General features: G+C 72.5%; 19 protein-coding genes. 12 read left to right on the plus strand and 7 right to left on the minus strand.

Going from position 1 to position 20,006, the window contains the following annotated elements; genetic code table 11:
* Nucleotide 1 precedes the first annotated feature (1 nt).
* From nuoI to AB0B20_RS26195, 7 genes are all read left to right on the plus strand, one after another.
* The gene (nuoI, locus tag AB0B20_RS26165; protein WP_030500778.1) at nt 2–649 is read left to right on the plus strand and encodes an NADH-quinone oxidoreductase subunit NuoI; all 648 of its coding nucleotides are present in this window, start codon (nt 2–4) and stop codon (nt 647–649) included.
* The gene (locus AB0B20_RS26170) at nt 646–1,416 is read left to right on the plus strand and encodes an NADH-quinone oxidoreductase subunit J (protein ID WP_357386920.1); all 771 of its coding nucleotides are present in this window, start codon (nt 646–648) and stop codon (nt 1,414–1,416) included. Before nuoI ends, AB0B20_RS26170 begins: the two co-directional genes overlap by 4 nt.
* The gene (gene nuoK, locus AB0B20_RS26175; RefSeq protein WP_013283611.1) at nt 1,413–1,712 is read left to right on the plus strand and encodes an NADH-quinone oxidoreductase subunit NuoK; all 300 of its coding nucleotides are present in this window, start codon (nt 1,413–1,415) and stop codon (nt 1,710–1,712) included. The genes AB0B20_RS26170 and nuoK overlap by 4 nt, the downstream gene beginning before the upstream one ends.
* Nucleotides 1,713–1,791: 79 nt before the next feature.
* A complete protein-coding gene (gene nuoL / locus AB0B20_RS26180; protein WP_357386951.1) occupies nt 1,792–3,681 on the plus strand; it encodes an NADH-quinone oxidoreductase subunit L in 1,890 nt (629 codons plus the stop codon).
* Between the two features lie 64 nt (nt 3,682–3,745).
* Nucleotides 3,746–5,278: an NADH-quinone oxidoreductase subunit M gene (locus tag AB0B20_RS26185; protein WP_013473559.1), complete on the plus strand. Its 1,533-nt coding sequence runs from the start codon at nt 3,746–3,748 to the stop codon at nt 5,276–5,278.
* The gene (gene nuoN, locus AB0B20_RS26190; protein ID WP_357386923.1) at nt 5,275–6,828 is read left to right on the plus strand and encodes an NADH-quinone oxidoreductase subunit NuoN; all 1,554 of its coding nucleotides are present in this window, start codon (nt 5,275–5,277) and stop codon (nt 6,826–6,828) included. The genes AB0B20_RS26185 and nuoN overlap by 4 nt, the downstream gene beginning before the upstream one ends.
* 87 nt (nt 6,829–6,915) lie before the next feature.
* Entirely contained in the window at nt 6,916–7,956 is a 1,041-nt protein-coding gene (locus AB0B20_RS26195) for a polyprenyl synthetase family protein (RefSeq protein WP_357474269.1), read from the plus strand.
* A gap of 182 nt (nt 7,957–8,138) precedes the next feature.
* On the opposite strand, the gene AB0B20_RS26200 is transcribed toward AB0B20_RS26195, so the two are convergent.
* A complete protein-coding gene (locus AB0B20_RS26200; RefSeq protein WP_357474272.1) occupies nt 8,139–9,329 on the minus strand; it encodes an MFS transporter in 1,191 nt (396 codons plus the stop codon).
* Nucleotides 9,330–9,482: 153 nt separating this feature from the next.
* On the opposite strand from AB0B20_RS26200, the gene AB0B20_RS26205 reads away from it, so the two are divergent.
* The gene (locus AB0B20_RS26205; protein WP_357386929.1) at nt 9,483–10,265 is read left to right on the plus strand and encodes a helix-turn-helix domain-containing protein; all 783 of its coding nucleotides are present in this window, start codon (nt 9,483–9,485) and stop codon (nt 10,263–10,265) included.
* 73 nt (nt 10,266–10,338) lie between these two features.
* Here AB0B20_RS26205 and AB0B20_RS26210 read toward each other — a convergent pair whose 3' ends face one another.
* Nucleotides 10,339–12,462 carry a PhoX family phosphatase gene (locus AB0B20_RS26210; protein WP_357474275.1) on the minus strand — a complete coding sequence of 708 codons (2,124 nt, stop codon included), beginning with the start codon at nt 12,460–12,462 and terminating at the stop codon, nt 10,339–10,341.
* A gap of 170 nt (nt 12,463–12,632) precedes the next feature.
* Here AB0B20_RS26210 and AB0B20_RS26215 point away from each other — a divergent pair, with 170 nt between their 5' ends.
* Together AB0B20_RS26215 and AB0B20_RS26220 are read left to right on the plus strand one after the other, a co-directional pair.
* Nucleotides 12,633–13,202 (plus strand): sigma-70 family RNA polymerase sigma factor, encoded by a 570-nt coding sequence (locus AB0B20_RS26215; protein ID WP_357386933.1) that lies wholly within the window; start codon nt 12,633–12,635, stop codon nt 13,200–13,202.
* On the plus strand, nt 13,199–13,888 hold the full coding sequence (locus AB0B20_RS26220) for a zf-HC2 domain-containing protein (protein WP_357386935.1): 690 nt from the start codon (nt 13,199–13,201) through the stop codon (nt 13,886–13,888). The genes AB0B20_RS26215 and AB0B20_RS26220 overlap by 4 nt, the downstream gene beginning before the upstream one ends.
* 100 nt (nt 13,889–13,988) lie before the next feature.
* Here the strand turns inward: AB0B20_RS26220 and rarD are convergent, their stop codons facing one another.
* The 4 genes from rarD to eccE form a co-directional block, all read right to left on the minus strand.
* A complete protein-coding gene (rarD, locus tag AB0B20_RS26225; RefSeq protein WP_357386937.1) occupies nt 13,989–14,912 on the minus strand; it encodes an EamA family transporter RarD in 924 nt (307 codons plus the stop codon).
* On the minus strand, nt 14,909–15,397 hold the full coding sequence (locus tag AB0B20_RS26230) for a GNAT family N-acetyltransferase (protein WP_357386939.1): 489 nt from the start codon (nt 15,395–15,397) through the stop codon (nt 14,909–14,911). Before AB0B20_RS26230 ends, rarD begins: the two co-directional genes overlap by 4 nt.
* Nucleotides 15,398–15,496: 99 nt before the next feature.
* On the minus strand, nt 15,497–15,883 hold the full coding sequence (locus AB0B20_RS26235; protein ID WP_357474278.1) for a phage holin family protein: 387 nt from the start codon (nt 15,881–15,883) through the stop codon (nt 15,497–15,499).
* Nucleotides 15,884–16,000: 117 nt separating this feature from the next.
* Nucleotides 16,001–17,803: a type VII secretion protein EccE gene (eccE, locus tag AB0B20_RS26240; protein ID WP_357474281.1), complete on the minus strand. Its 1,803-nt coding sequence runs from the start codon at nt 17,801–17,803 to the stop codon at nt 16,001–16,003.
* Between the two features lie 243 nt (nt 17,804–18,046).
* On the opposite strand from eccE, the gene AB0B20_RS26245 reads away from it, so the two are divergent.
* Nucleotides 18,047–18,364, plus strand: a complete 318-nt coding sequence (locus tag AB0B20_RS26245; protein ID WP_107154692.1) for a WXG100 family type VII secretion target — start codon at nt 18,047–18,049, stop codon at nt 18,362–18,364.
* A gap of 19 nt (nt 18,365–18,383) precedes the next feature.
* Nucleotides 18,384–18,677 carry a WXG100 family type VII secretion target gene (locus AB0B20_RS26250; RefSeq protein WP_357474284.1) on the plus strand — a complete coding sequence of 98 codons (294 nt, stop codon included), beginning with the start codon at nt 18,384–18,386 and terminating at the stop codon, nt 18,675–18,677.
* A gap of 61 nt (nt 18,678–18,738) precedes the next feature.
* On the opposite strand, the gene mycP is transcribed toward AB0B20_RS26250, so the two are convergent.
* Nucleotides 18,739–19,950, minus strand: a complete 1,212-nt coding sequence (gene mycP, locus AB0B20_RS26255) for a type VII secretion-associated serine protease mycosin (RefSeq protein ID WP_357474289.1) — start codon at nt 19,948–19,950, stop codon at nt 18,739–18,741.
* Nucleotides 19,951–20,006 lie beyond the last annotated feature (56 nt).

The raw sequence follows: 20,006 nt of genomic DNA on the forward strand, positions 1-20,006 counted from the left end.
CGTGGGCGCGATCACCGGAACGTTCAAGGGCTTCGGTGTCACCTTCTCGCACATGTTCAAGAAGGTCGTCACCACCGACTACCCGTTCAAGCCGCCGGTCTCGGCGCCGCGCTACCACGGGCGGCACATCCTCAACCGGCACCCGGACGGGCTGGAGAAGTGCATCGGCTGCGAGCTGTGCGCCTGGGCCTGCCCGGCCGACGCGATCTACGTGGAGGGTGGCGACAACACCGAGGAGCAGCGCTTCTCCCCGGGTGAGCGGTACGCCAGCATCTACCAGATCAACTACGCCCGGTGCATCTTCTGCGGGCTCTGCATCGAGGCCTGCCCGACCCGTTCGCTCACCATGAGCAACGAGTACGAGCTGGCCCGGGACAACCGGCAGGACCTGATCTTCACGAAGGAGCAGCTGCTCGCGCCGCTGCTCGAAGGCATGGAGCAGCCGCCGCACCCGATGCGGCTGGGCGACAGCGAGAAGGACTACTACGTCGGCGCGCTCACCAACCCGGGCACCTCGGCCGGCGCCGAGCGCTCGCCGATGGGCCCCGGCCGGTACCAGGTCGAGGAGCACCCGGGCGTGACCTTCCCCGGCGCCGAGCAGGCCGAGCAGCGGTCCGCCGCCGCGGCGGGCAAGGGAGGCAAGGCATGACCTCGGCTACGGTGCTCGCCGCCGCCGGCCAGGTGTCCGGCGGCGAGGAGGTCACCTTCTGGATCCTCGCCCCGCTGGCCCTGCTCGGTGCGGTCGGCATGGTGTGGGCCCGCAACGCGGTCCACTCCGCGCTCTTCCTGGTGCTGACCATGCTCTGCCTGGGCGTGTTCTACGTGCTCCAGGCCGGGCCGTTCATCGGCATGGTGCAGATCATCGTCTACACCGGCGCGATCATGATGCTGTTCCTGTTCGTGCTGATGCTTGTCGGCAGGGACGCGTCCGACTCGCTCATCGAGACGCTGCGCGGCCAGCGGGTCGCCGCCGTGGTCCTCGGACTCGGCTTCGCCGGCCTGGTGGGCACCGGCCTGTACCGCGCGCTCGACGGCGTCCAGGCGGTCGGGCTCGACCAGGCCAACGACGAGGGCAACGTGCAGGGCATCGCCCGGCTGCTGTTCACCAAGTACGTCTTCGCCTTCGAGCTGACCTCGGCGCTGCTGATCACCGCCGCCATCGGCGCGATGGTGCTGGCGCACGTGGAGCGGCGCAAGGCGGACCGGATGGACCAGATCGCCACCATGAAGGCGCGGTTCCGCCCCGGCAACTACCCCGGACCGAAGCCCGGCCCGGGTGTCTACGCCACGTCCTCCTCGGTGGCCACCCCGGCCCGTCTGCCCGACGGCCGGCTGACCGACCGCAGCATCCCGGAGATCCTGCCGGTGCGCGAGCTGACGGCCGAGGAGACCGCACCGAAGGGGACTGACAAATGACCCCGGACTACTACCTCATCCTCGCGGCGGTGCTGTTCACCATCGGCGCCGTGGGCGTGCTGGTCCGGCGCAACGCGATCGTGCTGTTCATGTGCATCGAGTTGATGCTCAACGCGGCCAACCTGACCCTGGTCACGTTCAGCCGGATCAACGGCGACCTGAACGGCCAGATCATGGCGTTCTTCGTGATGGTGGTCGCGGCGGCCGAGGTCGTGGTCGGGCTCGCGATCATCATGGCGATCTTCCGGACCCGGCGCTCGGCCAGCGTCGACGACGCCAACCTGCTGAAGTACTGAGGGGCTCGTGGTGGAACAGATTCTGACGATCGCCCAGTCTGAGCCAGCCGAAGCCGTCACCTTCGCCACGGCGGACGGGATGCTGGGCAGTGTCTGGCTGCTGGTGGCGATCCCGCTGGTCAGCGCGGCGATCCTGCTGCTGCTCGGCAAGCGGGCCGACCGCTGGGGCCACTGGCTCGGCGTGGGCGCCATCGGCGCCGCCTTCGTGCTCGGGCTGACCTACTTCTTCCAGCTCCGCGGCTTGGAGAACAAGCAGGTCGAGCTGAGCCTCTGGGACTTCATGGCGGTCGGCAACCTGAAGGTGGACTTCGGTCTGCTCTTCGACCCGCTGGCCGCGGTCTTCGTCCTGCTGATCACCGGGGTGGGCTTCCTGATCCACCTCTACGCCGTGGAGTACATGGCGCACGACAAGGGCCGGCGGCTGTTCTTCGCGTACTTCAACCTGTTCGTCGCCGCCATGCTCCTGCTGGTGCTCGGCAACAACTACGTGATGCTCTACTTCGGCTGGGAGGGCGTCGGCCTGGCGTCGTACCTGCTGATCTCCTTCTGGTACGGCCGGCCCAGCGCGGCCACCGCCGGCAAGAAGGCCTTCCTGATGAACCGGGTCGGCGACGCCGGCCTGGCCATCGGCATCTTCATCATGTTCGCCATGCTCGGCACCACCCAGTACGACGAGGTGTTCAACGGGGTCGGCTCGATGACCTCGACCACCGTGCTGGTGCTCGGCCTGCTGCTCCTGCTCGGCGCGGCCGGCAAGTCCGGTCAGTTCCCGCTCCAGGCGTGGTTGCCGGACGCGATGGAGGGCCCGACCCCGGTGTCCGCGCTCATCCACGCGGCCACCATGGTCACCGCGGGCGTCTACCTGATCGCCCGCTCCAACGCGATCTTCTCGGCCAACGAGACGCTCCAGCTCGTGGTGGTCAGCGTCGGCGCGCTCACCCTGCTGATGGGCTGCATCATCGGCGCGGCCAAGGACGACATCAAGCGCGTGCTGGCCTGGTCGACGGTGAGCCAGATCGGTTACATGTTCCTCGGCGTCGGTCTCGGCGGCGGCGCGTACGCGCTCGCCATCGTGCACCTGCTGGCGCACGGCTTCTTCAAGGCCAACATGTTCCTCGGCGCCGGCTCGGTCATGCACGGCATGAACGACCAGGTGGACATCCGCCGCTTCGGCGGGCTGTCCAAGTACATGAAGGTCACCTGGCTGACGTTCATGATGGGCTGGCTCGCCATCATCGGCATGTTCCCGTTCTCCGGCTACTTCTCGAAGGAGCCGATCATCGTGGCCGCGTTCGAGCGGGAGGGCTGGACGGCCTGGCTGTTCGGGCTGGCCGCGCTGCTCGGCGCCGGGCTCACCGCCTTCTACATGACGCGGCTGTTCGTGCTCACGTTCCACGGTCCGAAGCGCTGGACCGAGGACATCGAGCACCCGCACGAGTCGCCGAAGCTGATGACCATCCCGCTGATCCTGCTGGCGGTCGGCTCGGTCGGCGCGGGCTTCCTGCTCGCCACCTCCGTGCCGGACTGGCTCACCGCCACCAACGGGCTCGCGGCCGAGAGCGGGGAGCACGCGCCGGTGCTGGCGCACTGGCTGCTCACCGCGCTGTCGCTGCTGCTCACCGTGCTGGGCGCCGGGCTGGCCTGGTTCCTGTTCCGCTCCGGTACGGCCACCGAGCCGCAGCCGGCCGGCGTGGTGGTCACCGCCGCCCGCCGCAACCTCTACACGGACGCCTTCAACGAGGCGGTCTTCGAGAAGCCGGGCATCTTCCTCACCCGGGCGCTGGTGTTCCTCGACAACCGGGGCGTGGACGGGCTGGTGAACGGCCTGGCCGCCGCCGTGGGCGGGGGCTCGGGCCGGCTCCGGCGGCTCCAGACCGGCTTCGTGCGGTCGTACGCGACCTCGATCCTGACCGGCGCGCTGCTCGTGGTGGCGGCGTTCCTGGCGGTGCAGGCGGGGTGGTTGGCGTGATCGACCTCAACGCGGCCGCCCCCGCCGGCGGGCCACGCAGTCACGACGGAGGTAAGGCCGAATAATGTCCAACTTCCCGTTCCTCTCGGTGCTGACCGTGGCGCCGCTGGTCGGCGCCCTGGTGGTGGCACTGCTGCCGCGCAGCCGTCCCGACCTGGCCAAGCTGGTGGCGTTCGGCTGGTCGCTGCTGGTGCTGGTGCTCTCGGTGGTGATGTGGTTCGCCTTCTCCGCCGGTGGTGACCGGTTCCAGTTCCGCGAGTCGTACCCGTGGATCCCGAACTGGGGCGTGAACTTCACCTTCGAGGTGGACGGCATCGCGCTGGTCATGCTGATGCTGATCGCGATCCTGGTGCCGCTGGTGATCCTGGCGTCCTGGCACGACGCCGAGGCGTCGAAGCGTTCGGTGCCCGCGTACTTCGCTCTGCTGCTCGTCCTCGAATGCACGATGATCGGCGTCTTCGCCGCCGCCGACGTCTTCCTGTTCTACGTGTTCTTCGAGGTCATGCTGGTGCCGATGTACTTCCTGATCGGCAGCTACGGCGGCCACCAGCGGCAGTACGCGGCGGTGAAGTTCTTCCTCTACTCGCTGGTCGGCGGTCTGTTCATGCTGGCCGCGGTGATCGGCCTCTGGGTGGTCGGCGGGAAGACCTTCGACTGGCAGGCGCTGAGCCAGGCGGAGTTCGCCACCGACACGGCCCGCTGGCTGTTCCTCGGCTTCTTCGTCGCCTTCGCGATCAAGGCGCCGTTCTTCCCGTTCCACACCTGGCTGCCGGACGCCGGTGGCGCGGCACCGGCCGGTGCCGCCGCGCTGCTTGTCGGCGTGCTGGACAAGGTCGGCACGTTCGGCATCCTGCGCTACTGCCTCCCGCTGTTCCCGGAGGCGTCGCGGTGGTTCGCACCGTGGGCGCTGGCGCTGGGCGTCATCGGCATCATCTACGCCGCGCTGCTGGCGGTCGGCCAGAACGACCTGAAGCGCCTGGTGTCGTACACCTCGATCGCGCACTTCGGGTTCATCGGTGTCGGCATCTTCGCGTTCACCACCCAGGCCGGCACCGGCGCGGTGCTCTACATGCTCAACCACGGCCTGGCCACCGGCCTGCTGTTCCTGGTGGTCGGCATGCTGATCGCCCGGCGCGGATCGGCGCTGATCAGCGACTTCGGCGGCGCGGGCAAGCTGGTGCCGGTGCTCGCCGGGGTGCTGTTCTTCGCCGGTCTGGCCTCGCTGGCGCTGCCCGGTACCGCGCCGTTCGTCTCCGAGTTCCTGGTGCTGATCGGCACATTCACCGTCAACAAGCCGGTCGCGGTGATCGCCACGCTCGGCATCATCCTGGCGGCGGCGTACGTGCTGTGGATGGTGCAGCGCACCACGCAGGGCACCCTGAACCCGGCGCTGACCGAGGTCGAGGGCATGCGACGTGACCTCACCCTGCGCGAGAAGGTGGTCGTCGCGCCGCTGATCGCGCTGATCGTGCTGCTCGGCTTCTATCCGAAGCCGGTCACCGATGTCATCAACCCCGCCGTCCAGGCGACCATGCAGGACGTCGGCAAGTCCGATCCCGCCCCTGAGGTCGGCAGCGTCCAGGAGGCTGCGAAGTGAGTGAACTGAGGCTGCCGTCGATCGACTACGCGGCACTCGCTCCCATCCTGATCATGCTGGGCGCGGCGCTGCTCGGGGTCCTGGTCGAGGCGTTCGTGCCGCGTCGCCTGCGCAACGCGGTGCAGCTCGGGCTCGCCCTGGTGGCGATGCTCGCCGCGATCGTCATGGTGATCCTGAACTCCGACGACCGGCTGATCACCATCGGCGGTGCCATCGCGATCGACGGCCCGACGCTGTTCCTCCAGGGCGCCATCCTGGTGCTCGCGGTGATGGCGCTGCTGCTCGTCGGCGAGCGCACCGTGGAGCGGGGCGGCGCGTTCGTGGCGCACGCAGCGGTCACCGCCGAGTCGGCGGAGGACCGGCGGCAGGCCGAGGGCGTCGGTGGCGCCACCGAGGTCTACCCGCTGATGTCGTTCGCGATCGGCGGCATGCTGATCTTCGTGGCGGCGAACGACCTGCTGACCATGTTCGTCGCGCTGGAGGTCTTCTCGCTGCCGCTCTACCTGCTCTGCGCGCTGGCCCGCCGCCGGCGTCTGCTGAGCCAGGAGGCGGCGCTGAAGTACTTCATGCTCGGCGCGTACGCCTCGGCGTTCTTCCTGTTCGGTGTGGCCCTGATCTACGGCTTCACCTCCGGGATCCCGGGCCGTACGGCGGGCGTCGACTTCGCCACCGTGCACGCCGCGGTCACCGACTCCCCGTCCAGCCCGGTGCTGCTGTTCGCCGGCATGGCGCTGCTCGCCATCGGCCTGCTGTTCAAGGCCGCCGCCGCGCCGTTCCACGTCTGGACGCCGGACGTCTACCAGGGCGCACCGACCCCGGTCACCGGCTTCATGGCGGCCTGCACCAAGGTCGCCGCGTTCGGCGCGCTGCTGCGCGTCTTCCACGTGGCGTTCGGCGGGGCCTCCTGGGACTTCACCCCGGTGCTCGGCGCGATCGCGGTGCTGACCATGCTGGTCGGCGCCGTGCTGGCGGTCACCCAGACCGACATCAAGCGCCTGCTGGCGTACTCGTCGATCGCGAACGCCGGCTACCTGCTCGTCGGTGTGCTGGCGCCGAGCCGCGAAGGGCTCTCCGGCACCATGTTCTACCTTGCCGCGTACGGCTTCTCGGTGCTCGCCGCGTTCGCCGTGGTGACGCTGGTGCGCGACGCCGACGGGGAGGCCACCCACCTGTCCCGCTGGGCCGGGCTGGGCCGCCGCTCGCCGTTCTTCGCGGCGATCTTCACGTTCATCCTGCTGGCCTTCGCCGGTATCCCGCTGACCAGCGGTTTCACCAGCAAGTTCGCGGTCTTCGGTCCGGCCCTGGAGGCGGGCCAGGCGTGGTTGGTGATCGCGGGCGTGCTGACCAGCATGGTGCTGGCGTTCCCGTACCTGCGGGTCGTGGTGATGATGTGGCTGTCCGAGCCGGGCGAGTCCACCCCCACGGTGACCGTGCCGGGTGCGCTCACCTCGGCCGCCCTGGTCATCGGCGTGGTGGCCACGCTGGCGCTGGGCGTGGTGCCCGGCCCGCTGCTCGACCTGACGACCGGTGCCGCCGAATTCGTCAGATGACAGAGGTGATCACACCGGGGGCCGGTATGCCGTGGCGTGCCGGCCCTCGGCGTATCCCCGTCGACGAGCAGGTCGAACGGGTGTGGCATGGTTGAGGACGTGGTGAACCCGGCTGGCGAGCGTTCAGGTCAGTTCGGCGCGCTCGGCCTGCACCTCGCCGACCCGCGCGTCGAAGCCTCCGTGCTGGGCGTGCTCGACCGGGTCGAGTCGAGCCTGCGGGAGAGCGTGGCGAGCGCCGATCCGCTGGTGACAGAGGCGTCCCGGCACCTGGTGGAGGCCGGCGGCAAGCGGTTCCGTCCGCTGCTGGTGGCGCTCGGCGCCCAGTTCGGCGAGCCGGACGCACCCCAGGTCGTACCCGCCGCCGTGGTGATGGAGCTCACCCACCTGGCGACGCTCTACCACGACGACGTGATGGACGAGGCCGCAGTGCGGCGTGGCGCCCCGAGCGCCAACTCCCGCTGGACCAACTCGGTCGCCATCCTGGTCGGCGACTACCTCTTCGCCCGGGCCGCGGACATCGCCGCCGACCTGGGTTCCGAGGCGGTACGCCTGCAGGCGCGCACGTTCGCCCGGCTGGTGCACGGCCAGATCGCCGAGACTGTCGGCCCGCGCGACACCGACCCGGTCGCGCACTACCTGCACGTGATCGCCGAGAAGACCGGCTCGCTGATCGCCACGTCGGCCCGCTTCGGCGGCATGTTCGGCGGCGCGTCGCCCGAGCACATCGAGGCCCTGGCCGAGTACGGCGAGATCATCGGCGTCGCGTTCCAGCTCTCCGACGACCTGCTGGACATCGCCAGCGAGTCGGTCCAGTCCGGCAAGACCCCCGGCACCGACCTGCGCGAGGGTGTGCCCACCCTGCCGGTGCTGTACGCGCTGGCCGCCGACGACGCGGACGCGGCGAGCGTACGGCTGCGCGAGATCCTGTCCACCGGCCCGCTGGTGGACGACGCGTTGCACGCCGAGGCGCTCGGCCTGCTGCGGGAGTCCCCGGCGCTCAAGCGCGCCCGGGAGACGGTGCGCAGCTACGCCGAGGACGCACGCGCCCGGCTGGCTCCGCTCCCCGAGGGGCCGGCCCGCCGCGCGCTGGAGTCGCTCTGCGACTACATCGCCGACCGCACCAGCTGATCCCGTCGCGCCCACCCACCCTCACCCGGCCACCCCGCCGCCCTGGCCTGCCACGCTCCGGCCTCGTCGATCATGAGGTTGGCTGCCGCGTGCCCGGCGTGTCGCGCCGCCAACTTCATGATCGCCACGCCGAGGGGGCGAGCCGGGGCGGGGCGGGCGGGTCGGGCGCGAGGCGTGGGCGGTCAGGCGGGAGTGGGAGTGGGGCGTAGGAGGCGGGCGCCGAGCAGCATCAGGACGGCGGCCACGAGCATCGCCGTAGCCGCCGTCAGCCACATCGCCGGGTAGCCGGCCGCGCCGGCCAGCGCGCCCAGCCCGAGCGGACCCAGGCAGCCGCCCGCGTACACCCCGGTCTGGGTGATCGAGGTGGCGGCGGCCGGCGCCTGCGGGTGGAGCCGCACCACGGCGAAGTTCATCAGCCCTGGCCATGCCCAGCCGAGCCCGAAGCCGAGCACCACGCCCGCGACCAGCGGCGCCGAGCCGGTCACCGCGAGCAGGATCAGGCCGGCCGAGCCGGTCAGCAGCATCCCGGCGATCAGCCCGACGTGCCCGCTGGTGCGCCGGTCGGCCAGCCAGCCGAAGCCCACCCGGGCGAGCACGCACACCACGCTCCCCAGCGTCAGCGTCAGGCCCGCCAGGCCGGGGGAGAGCCCACGCGCCGCAGCCGAGTCGACGAGGAACGTGCCGAGCGCGTTCGCGGCGGCCGCCGCGAGCGTCGCGGCCAGGCCGATCACCACGAGCGGGCCTCTGCCGCCGGGACGGCGACCGGAGGCGGTCCCGGCCCGCCGGTCCCGTCCGGCCCGGGGTACGGCCGGCAGCGCGGCCAGCGCGGCCACGGCGGCCGCCACGAAGGCCCAGCGCCAGCCGGCGGTGAGCGCGACAGTGGGGACCGCCAGACCGGCCAGCAACGTGGCGGCCGGTACGGCGGCCTGCTTCACGCCGAACGAGAGACCCTGCCGGCTGGCGGGCACGTGCTCGGCCAGCGCGGCGTTGCTGGCGAGCTGCCCGAGGGCGTTGGCGGCGGCGCTCAGGGCCAGCAGCGCCACCAGGACCGGGTACGAACGGGCCAGCCCGGCCACGGCGAGCAGCGAGCCGGCGGCGAGCACGACGGCGGCCCGGGCGACCGGGGCCGGGCCGAAGCGCTCGACCAGGGCGCCGGAGGGCACCGAGGCGAGCGCGCTCACGCCGAAGTAGACCGAGACGGCGAGACCCAGTCCGGCCGGGCTGAAGCGGAGTTCGTCCGCGAGCTGTACGGCGAGCCCGCCGACCAGGAACACCGGCAGGACGCACACGATCGTGGTGAGGGTGGCACCCGCGCCGACCGTGACCGCGCGCCGGGACGTCGGAGGGGTGGCTCGCGAAACTGTTTCAGTCATCGCGAGCACACCTTACGCCCGCGCGTTTTGGCTGCTCATCGTGTCGGTGGGCGTACCGTCTGTGTCCGGTCTTCTGGCATCCTCCATCCGAACAGGCATTTCGCACTCGGCCGGTTTTTCATATGGTGTAAGTCCCCGGCGGCGGAGGTGGTTGTGCGCGACCCCTTGGCGGAACCTTCGGACCTGATCCGTAGCGTCTCCCGCGCGCTTCGCGTGCTCGAATCGGTCGGCCGTGCGCCGAGAGGGCTCACCGTGAAGCAGATCGCCCGGCGCTGCGAGCTGACCGTCGCCACCACCTACCACCTGGTGCGCACGCTCGCCTACGAGGGCTACGTGATCCGGCGCGAGGACGGGACGTACATCGTGGGGTTGGAGGTGGCCGACCGCTACCGCGAGCTGGTCACCGCGTTCCGGGGGCCGCCGGCGGTGGGTGAGGCGCTGCGTCGCGCGGCGTCGGACACCGGCTGGAGCCACTACCTCGGCCGTTTCGTCGGCGGCCAGGTGGCGGTGACCGCGTCCGCCGAGGGGCCGCGCTCGCCCTACCTGGAAGACCTGGTGCCCGGTTTCGACGAGGGCGCGCACGCCACCGCGCTCGGCAAGAGCCTGCTCGCCACGCTCACCAGCGAACAACGCTTCCGCTACCTGCGCGAGTACGGCATGCGCCCGTTCACGAACGCCACCCTCACCAGCGTCGAGGCGTTCGAGGCGGACCTGGCCGCCGGTGACCGGCGCGGCATGCAGTTGGAACTCGGGCAGTTCCGGCAGGGCGTGGCGTGTGCCGCGGTGCTCGTCGCCCCGGACAAGGACATCGAGCGCCGGGTGGTGCTGGCGTGCGCGCTGCCGGCCGGGGAGATGATGACCTCGGCCCGGGTGGTCCGCGCCAAGCTGCTCACCGCCGCGCGGGCCATCGCCGACGGGATCGCCTCGGAGAACTGACGAGGGGCCGCCGACCTGGTGGGTCGACGGCCCCGCGCGGAGCGGTCCAGCGCCGGACCGCTCCAGGGGTGGGTCAGCTACCGATCGGGCCGCCGTCCAGACGCCAGGTGACCACCACGCCGGGCTTGGCGAAGTCGCCGTCCGGCCAGGTGGAGGCCGGGTTCTCCACCGACGCGCCGGTGACCTCGCCCGGGTGCTGCACGGCGACGAAGACCGAGCGGTTGTCACCGGTGATGAACGGGCCGCAGGTCTCCGCGCCCAGCGGCACGGTGAGGAACTGCTTCAGGTGGCCGCGCTCCGGACCCTCGACGGCGGTGGCGAACAGGCCGTCGTTGCTGCCCAGCGCGTTGCCGTCGGTGGAGATCCACAGGTTGCCGGTGGCGTCGAAGGCGACGTTGTCCGGGCAGGAGATCGGGGAGACCCTGGTCTTGTCGTACCCGGCGAAGTAGGTGGAGGCGTCGGCCGGGTCGCCGCAGACGATCGGCAGCGACCAGGAGAAGGTCTCGGCGGTGTTGTCGCCGCGGTCCTCGACCAGCTCCAGGATCTGGCCGTGCCGGTTGGTGTTGCGCGGGTTCGCCTCGTCGACCGGCGCCTTGCCGGCCTTGCCCCGGTCGCTGTTGTTCGTCAGCGCCACGTACACCTTGCCGGTGAGCAGGCTCGGCTCGACGTCCTCCGGGCGGTCCATCTTGGTCGCGCCGACCTTGTCGCCGGCCAGCCGGGTGAAGGTGAGCACGTCCGGGGCGGTCATGCCCTCGACGTACGAGCGGTTGCCGCTGACCAGCTTGATCCAGCGGCCCCGGCCGCCGAAGCCGCCGTCGGCCGGAAGCGTGCCGGAACCGTCGATCTCGGCGGCCGGGCTGTCCCCCTCGATCTTGGCGACGTAGAGCGTGCCGGACTCCAGCAGCGTCAGGTTGTGCCGCCGGGCCACCGCTGACTTCCCCGGCATGAACTTCTTGTCCGAGACGAACTTGTAGAGGTAGTCGAAGCGCTCGTCGTCGCCCATGTACGCGACCACCCGGCCGTTGCGCGCCACGATGACGTTGGCGCCCTCGTGCTTGAACCGGCCCAGCGCGGTGTGCTTGCGCGGCTTGGACTGCGGGTCGAACGGGTCGATCTCGACGATCCAGCCGAACCGGTTCGCCTCGTTGGGGTGCTTGGCCAGGTCGAAGCGCTCGTCCGCCCGCTCCCACTTGCGGCTGCCGCTGGGGTGGCGTACGTCCGTCGGGACGCCGTAGCGGGTCAGCTTCGGCTTCTGCTCCTCCGGCGCGCCGTCGCCGCCGACGAAGTACTGGTTGAAGTTCTCCTCGCCGGAGAGCACAGTGCCCCACGGGGTGACCCCGCCGGCGCAGTTGTTGAGCGTGCCGATGACCGTCCGGCCCTTCGGGTCGGCGGCGGTACGCAGCCACGCCGACCCGGCGGCCGGGCCGGTCAGCTCGAACTTCGTGGCCAGCGCGGTGACCCGGCGGTTGTACTCGCGCCGCCCGCGCCGTACCGGCTGCCACTGCCCGGTGTTCTCCACCCGCTCCAGCTCGACCACGGACATGCCGTGCGCGGCCATCGCGACCCGCACCTGCTCCACCGTGAGCGCGTTCTGGCTGGTGAAGCCGGGGAACATCAGGTCCTCGTTCGTGTACTCGTGGTTGACCACGAGCAGTGCCCGCCGACGGTCGATCGGCAGCACGCCGACGAAGTCGTTGTTGTAGCCGAACTGCTTGGACTGGGCGGCGGCGGTCTGCCGGCCCAGGTTGAACGCGGGCGCGCCGGGGACGACCTCGTCACCCCAGCGGATCACGACGGAGTGGTCGTACCCGTTCGGCACGACGAGGGTGTCGAGCTTGTTCGGCGGGATCGGCTTGAACGTCAGCGCGCCGCTGCCCGGGTGGCCGGCGCCGGTGGCGGCCACGTCGCCGCCGGGGGCGGGCGGGGCGGCGGGAGCGGCGGCGGCCGGGGTGGCGCCGGCGAGCGCGCCGGCGGCGGCGCCACCGAAGCCGAGCACCAGCGCGCCGACCGCGCCGGCCCGGACCACGCCGCGCCGGGAGATCTCGGTGCCGACCACGTCGCCGAAGTACGGGTTGTCGGTCGGGTTCGGCACCGGGTGGTCGCACGCGTTGCCGCACCGGTACAGGCAGGTCATGGCGTCGCGGCTGCCGTGGCGGGTGCCGCCCAGCAGCGGAAGCAGGCGAGGCCGGTCGCTCATGGGGTGGAGCCTCCTGATCGGATGTCGGGGAAGGCGCCGGGCGAGACGGCCCGGGCGCTTACCCGCCGGACGCTGCCAGGGCCCGGTGAGCGGGGATCGGCCCGGATCTGAACCGGACGTGAACAGCTCCGCCCTGACCTGCGGATGAACCGTTCGGCGTCACGGCACGTATGGAAGGACGAACGCATCGCCCGGTTTCCCGCTGCCGGAAGCGAGGTACCGCCATCAGCGACCACGACGCCCAACTGCTGCGCGCGCTGCACGACGAGCACGCCGACGCGCTGTACGCGCACGCCCTGCGGCTGGTCAACGGCGATCGGCCCCGGGCCGAGGACCTGGTGCAGGAGACGCTGCTGCGCGCCTGGCGGCACCCCGAGTCGCTGGACCCGCGACGCGGCTCGGTACGCGCCTGGCTGTTCACCACCGCGCGGAACCTGGCCATCGACGCCTGGCGGCGACGCTCGGCCCGGGTCGGCGAGGTCTACACGGACGAGCTGCCCGAGACCGCCGAGACTGTCGACGAGACCGAGCGCGCGGTGGAGGCGTGGACCGTCGCCGAGGCGCTCAACCGGCTCAGCCCGACCCACCGGGAGGTGCTGGTCGAGTGCTTCTACCAGGGGCGTTCGGTGGCCGAGGCGGCGGCGCGGCTGGGCGTACCACCGGGGACGGTGAAGTCGCGTACCCACTACGCGCTGCGCTCACTACGGTTGGCGCTGGCCGAGATGGGGGTGACCGGATGACACGCTGCGAGTTCGCACACGACGACGGGGCGTACGTGCTCGGCGCCCTCGCCCCGGCGGACCGGGTCGCCTACGAGCGCCACCTGGCCGGCTGCGCGCAGTGCCGGGAGGCGGTGGCCGAGATCGCCGTGCTGCCCGGCCTGCTGGGCCGCCTCGACCCGGCCGGGTTGGAGCAGTTCCTGGAGGTCGGGCCGGAGACGTCGCGGGTACCAGCGCTGCTCGACGCCGCGCGCGAGCGCAAGCGCCGTGAGCGGTCGCGCTCCCGCCGACGGTACGCGCTGACAGCGCTCGCCGCCGCCGCGCTCGCGGTGCTGGCCGGCGTCGGGGTGGGGCTCGTGCAGTCGCCCGCCGAGCCGACGAAGCCGCCGGTGGCGCTGGCCTCCATGCGGCCGGTGGCCGGGACGGTGCCGGTGCACGCCGAGGTGGGGCTGACCGAGACGCCGTGGGGCACCGAGGTCACCATGCACTGCGGGTACGACAGGCGGGCCGGGCACCGGGAGGCGTACACGTTCCGGCTGGTGGCGCACGGTCCGGACGGCGCGACGGAGCAGATCGGCTCGTGGCTCGCCGCCCCCGGCGACGACCTGCGCTTCTCCGGCGTCACCCGCTTCACCAAGGGCGAGCTGGTCCGCCTGGAGCTGCTCCGAGGCGCCGATTCCCCCGTCCTGGCCTACGACCTCCGCTGACCCTCGGCCGTCGCCCGCCCTCTCCCGCCTCGTCGATCTTGCGGTTTCGGCCCCCGGGTGTGGGTCTTTCGCCCGCTTTGCCGGGGCGGAAAATGCAAGATCAGCAGGACGGGGTGGGGGTGGGGGACGCGGTGCGGGCGGCCTGGCGGGTGCGGTGGGAGTGGCGCAGGGCGTCGGCGGTGAAGACCACCAGGGCGAGCCAGACCAGGGCGAAGCCGGCCAGCCGGGCCGGTGGCATCGGCTCGTGGAAGATCAGCACGCCGCAGCCGAGCTGGAGGATCGGCGCGAGGTACTGCAACATGCCGACAGTGGACAGCGGCAGCCGGTTCGCCGCCCCGGCGAAGAGCAGCAACGGGATCGCGGTGGCGGCGCCGGCGAGCACCAGCAGCGCGGTGTGCCCGGCCGAGACGTGCCCGAACGTCGAGTCGCCGCGCGCCGACAGCCACCCCAGGTAGGCCAGCGCGGGCAGCGCCAGCACCGCCGACTCGACGAACAGCCCCTCCGTGGCGGGCAGCGCGAGCCGCTTCTTGACCAGCCCGTACCCGGCGAAGCTGAACGCCAGGGTGAGCGCCAGCCAGGGCAGCCGGCCGTAGTCGACGGTGAGCACCGCCACCGCCAGCGCGCCGACACCCAGTGCCGCCCACTGCGCCCGGCGCAGCCGTTCCCGCAGCACCAGGACGCCGAACAGCACCGACACCAGCGGGTTGATGAAGTAGCCGAGCGCCGTCTCCACCACCCGGTCGGAGTTCACGCCGTAGATGTACGTACCCCAGTTGACGGCGATCAGCGCGGCGGCCAGCCCGATGCCGGCGAGCGCGCGTCGCCGCCGGGCCAGCCTGCGCAGGAAGCGGACGTGCCGCGTGGCGGCCAGCAGCAGCGCCACGAACGCCACCGACCAGAGGATCCGGTGCGCGAGGATCTCCACCGGCCCGGCCGGGCGCAGCAGCTTCAGGTAGATCGGGAAGAAACCCCAGATCAGGTACGCGCCGACGCCGTACAGGTAGCCGAGCCGGAGCTGGTTCACGGCTCCACCGTAAGTGGTGGGCCGCCCGACTGGTCCTTATCGGTGACCGGCGTCACCCGCTGATCCAGCTCCATCCACCGCTCCGTCCCGACCGGCCGGAAGCCGACCTTCGCGTAGACCCCGTGCGCGTCGAGAGTGGCCAGCAGGATCCGGCGTACGCCCAGCTCGGCCAGGTGGTCGCGGACCGCGCCGGCCAGCCAGGAGCCCAGCCCGCGACCCCGCTCGGCCGGGTCCACGTACACGTCGCAGAGCCAGGCGAACGTGGCCCGGTCGGTGACCACGCGGGCGACAGCCACCTGAGCGCCGTCACCCGGCCGGTAGACGCCGAAGCCGATCGAGCCGGCGAACGCGCGTGCCACCGTCTCCCGCTCCCGCCCCAGCGCCCAGTACGCGTCGGTGGAGAGCCAGACGTGCACCCGGTCCAGGTCGAGCCGGTCCGGGTCGGTGCTGATCTCGTAGCCGTCCGCGCGGGTCAGGGTGAACACCCGGCCGAGGCTAGTACCGCGACCCGGCCCGCACGCCAGCCAATTCCCTCCTGCTGGCCTGGTGGCCCCGGCCGGCGTGACCGGCCGGGGGCCGGCGTGTCAGTCGCGGTCGAGGACCGCGCCGAGGATCCAGGTGACGATGCCGACGAACAGCGCGCCCAGTACCGCCTCCGGCCAGAACCCGTCCACGTGGAACGGCAGTCCGGCCTCACCGGCGATCCAGCTGGTGAGCAGGAAGAGCAGGCCGTTCACCACGAGCGCGATCAAACCGAGGGTCAGCAGGTAGAAGCCGCACCCCACGGTCTTGATGATCGGCTGGAGTACCGCGTTCACCACGCCGAAGATGACCGCGACGAGCACCAGCGTGATCACCGTCTCGACGGTCGAGCCGGAGTCGAGCGAGATGCCGGGGATGATCAGCGTGGCGAGCCAGAACGCCACGGCCGTCGAGCCCACGCGAATCAGAAGACCCTTCAGGAAATCCATGGCCGGGATCGTGCCACGGCCGTACCACCAGGGGAAGCTGCCATGCCGGGGCCTGCCGGGCCTGCCGACCTGCTGGGCCGTGCGGGCGCACGGGCCGCCGCCTGCCGGGCCGGTGCCTCAGTGCCGGGCCGGACGGCCGACGAGTTGCGACTCGACGGGTGTGGGCGAGAGCAGCGCCCAGCGCAGGGCCCGCCGGTTGACCACCGCCACCATGTCGTCGCGGATCCGGGTCAGCCACTCGGCGGAGCCGCCCAGACCCAGCGCCGCGCCCGCCAACGCGGCCTCGTCCGGGTCGAGCGGCTGGAGGACGGCCAGGTCCGCGCGGGCCAACGCGGGCGCGTCGGCCGGCGTCAGCTCGTCGCGCACCACCAGGACCGACTGCCAGGCGGCGGCTGGACCGGCCTCCGGCGGCACCGGGCCGGCGTCCACCACCACCAGCAGCGGGTGCAGCGGCGAGCCGGGGGCGCCGCCGATCGGGCGCCCCGGTGGAAGCAGCGGTACGCCACCACCGAGCGTCCCGACGCCGCGCGCGAACGGCTCCCAGAACCGGGGACGGCCGGTCTGCACCACCACGCGCGCGCCGAGCGCCAGCGCCCGCAGCAGGAGAAGCTGCGCCGCGGGCACGCCGCCGACGAGCAGCACCCGGGTCGGAGCCGGCCGGAACAGCCGCACCGTGAGCGCGGTGCCGTGCCGGTTGGCACCCACCATCAGCCCGGCGGCGGCCGAGGGCAGGTCCAGTGCGGGCGGAGGCGACCCGGCCGCCGGGATGACCCCCGCAGAGGCCGCCAACGGCAGCGTGGCGGCCAGCCCGGCCAGGTGCTCACCGTCGAGCCGGCGCAGCTCACCGCTGACGTCCCCGGTGACCCGGCGCAGCGTGCGTTCCGCGGCCGACAACTCGGCCGCGGACCCGGCCGCCACCCGTACCGCCAGCTCGGCCGGGACCGGTGCCGGGCCGGTGCGCGGACCGACGGTGAGCGCGACGGTGGTGGCGGTGGCGGGGAGCGCGAGCAGTCGCCCGACCAGCCCGCGAGCCGCCTCGCCGTGCGGATCCGGCCACCGGCGCAACCGCCAGGTGGCCTGCGTCAAGCCACCCACGGTGAGCAGTGGCCAGGTCTCCCGCACCGGTGCGCCGGGCTCGTGATGGGCCAGCTCGGCGATCACCCGCAACGCCGCGTCGCCGCCCAGCGGCCGGGCGGTGAGCGGGCCGAGCCGGCGGACCAGCCGCCGCAGGGTGCCGGACAGCGTACGCAACAGGTCCTCGTCCGGCCGGCCGTCGGCGCGCAGCACCTGGACGGCCAGCACCACGCGTGCCCGCCCGGCCACCCGCCCGTCGGTGAGCTGGCGGTACGACGTCCCGGCCGGGCCGCCGGCGATCGCGGGCGCGGGTGCGGGCGACGACGAGAACACCAGTTGCAGCCGGATCGCGGGGGCGTCCGGACCGGCCGGGGGCAGCAGGTCGAACGGCGTCGGCAGCTCGCGGGCGTGCTCGCCGAGCAGGTCGTCCGGGTCGCCCAGCTCCAGCAGCGCGGTCAGGCCGGCGGCATCGTGCAGCACGGCGGCGCCGCCGGACGCCTCCGTCGCCCCGATCACCGAACCCGGCCGGAGCAGTTCCAGCAGCGCCACCGGATCGGCTGCCGGTGGCAGGGCGCGACGCCGGGTCAGGTACGCGGCGGCGGTGGCGAGCCACTCGTGCAGCCATCGGCCCCGCACCCGCACCCACGCGGCCGGCAGCAGCAGCGCGGCCGACAGCAGCGCGACGGCCGTCGGCACCACGCCCCGCCCGGCGGCCGCGATCACCACCGCCGCTGCCACCTGGGTCGCCACGATCTGGCCGGCGCGCAGTCGGGCTGCCGGACGGGTCGTCCACTGTGGTCTTCGGACCGGGGCGGACGCGTGCCGCTCGGACGTGCTCGCGGTCACCGCACCTCCTCGCCGGACCTCCGCGTGACGCTGCCGTGGCTCATCGTAGTGGGCCGGTTGTCCACAGGGGAGCCCGCAGGGGTAGCAGAACCGGAGTCGGACGGCTACCGTCAGCGACGAAATCGTCGAGATGCGTGCCCGCCGCCGCCAGGCTTCCCCTCCACCGGCCCCGGGTGCCGCCGACGAGTCCACGGTGGTCACACGCTGGCCAGCCACGACCGAGGAGACGAGGTGACGTCCGGGATGTCCCAGACCCAGGCAGAAGCCGCGGTGATGCAGCAGACCGCCGCGAAGTTCGAGCAGGTCGACCAGTCGCTCCAGACCATGCTCAGCGGCCTGATGGCCGAGCTGGAGGTGCTGCAACAGGCCTGGCGGGGTGCCGGCGGGCGCTCGTTCGCGCAGGTCAAGCAGCAGTGGGCACAGGATCAGGCCACCCTTCAGCGAGCGCTGCGCGAGACCGCCACCGCGATCCGCACCGCCGGCCGGCAGTACGACGTCTCCGACACCGAGGCCGCCGGCCGGGTGGCGGGCACCAACCGCGGCATCCAGCTGCCCCTCTGACAACCGGAAGGATCGACTCATGGAGCACGGTGTGCTGGTCGTCAACTTCGCCGCCCTGCAACAGGCCGGCGCCGACATCCAACGGGCGCTGTCCACAATGGAGAGCCAGCTCGGTCAGCTCGAACGCGACGCCGCCCCGCTGGTGGCGAGCTGGGACGGCGAGGCCCGCGAGGCGTACGAGGTACGGCAGTCCCGGTGGCGGTCCGCCTCGCAGGATCTCCAGGGGATGCTGCGCGACATCAAGCTCGCGGTGGAGGACTCCGCGGCCGACTACCTCGACACCGAGAAGCGCAACGCCAACCTGTTCCAGTGAACCGACGCCGCGCGGCCCGGGCAGGTGACCCGGGCCGCGCGGCTGCGTCTGTGACCGGCGGTCATCTCGGCGCCGCCGTCCCGGCCGGGTCGGCCGCCCGCCATCGCCTGCGCGCGCCGCGCGGCAGCACCAGGGCGAGCGCCGCGACGAGTGCCACCGCCCCGCCCGCGACGGCGGCGGCCGGCAGCGCCCGATCCCGGGCCGTGTCCCGGCGCGACTGGCGGGCGAGGGCGGCCGGATCGGGACGGTCGGCGGGAAGCACCGCACCCGGCCGGCTACGGGGACCCGCCGCGCCGGCCGACTCGGTCACCGCCCGGTACGGGTTCAGCACCCCCGCGCCGTAGCCCGCGTCCCGGCCCGGTGCGGGGTCGGCGGCGGCCATGATGCGTCCGGCCACCTCGTCGGCGCTCAGCCCGGGCCGGTACTGGCGTAGCAACGCCGCGGTGCCCGACACGAACGGGGTGGCGTAGCTGGTCCCCTCCGCCCGCTGGTGTCCCGCCCGGGGCGCCGCCATCAGCACCTCGCTACCCGGGGCGACCACGTCCACGTACGCGCCGGTCTGGGAGAACGCGGACCGCGTCCCGTCCCGCCCGATCGCACCGACGCCGAGCACCCCCTCGTACGCCGCCGGATAGGGCCGGGGATCCCCGTTGTCGTGCAGGTTCCCGGCGGCGGCCACCACCACCACGTCCCGCCGCACCGCGTAGGCGACGGCGGCGCGTACGGCCGGGTCGTCCGCGTACAGCACGACCGACAGGTTCAGCACGTCGGCGTCGTGATCCACGGCCCAGCGGATGGCCCGGGCGAATCCGGCCGCGTCGACCGTGCGCCCCGACTCCCGCCCCTCGACCACCTGCTGCTCGCTCACCCGTACCGGCAGGATGCGCACGCCCGGCGCGAGGCCGCGGAACGCGACGCCGGGCTGCGGCACGGCGGCGATGATGCTCGCCACGCCGGTGCCGTGCCCGGCGCAGTCCCGGGTGCCGTCCCCGCCCCGGTCGAGGAAGTCGGCGCCGTCGAGAACGCGGCCGGCCAACTGTGGATGGGACCTGTCCACTCCCGAGTCGACTACCGCGACCACGACTCCGGCGCCGGTCGCGAGCGGGGTGAGCCGGTCCGGGGCGTACCGTTGCTGCGGCCACGGCTGGTCCGCCACCGGGCGGACCGGCGCGAGCGGCCCGGCGCAGCCGGCCGTCGCCGGGGCGGCCGGAGACGCGGTGACGAGGAGCGTCGCCAGAGTGGCCACAACGGGGTACGCGACTGGCCGAGACATCGACGACCTCCGTAATGTGTCGACTCCGGAACGGGATGTTAGCGGCTCGCTCGGGT

The sequence above is a fragment of the Micromonospora sp. NPDC049151 genome (assembly GCF_040648395.1).
Classification (GTDB): Bacteria; Actinomycetota; Actinomycetes; order Mycobacteriales; family Micromonosporaceae; genus Micromonospora.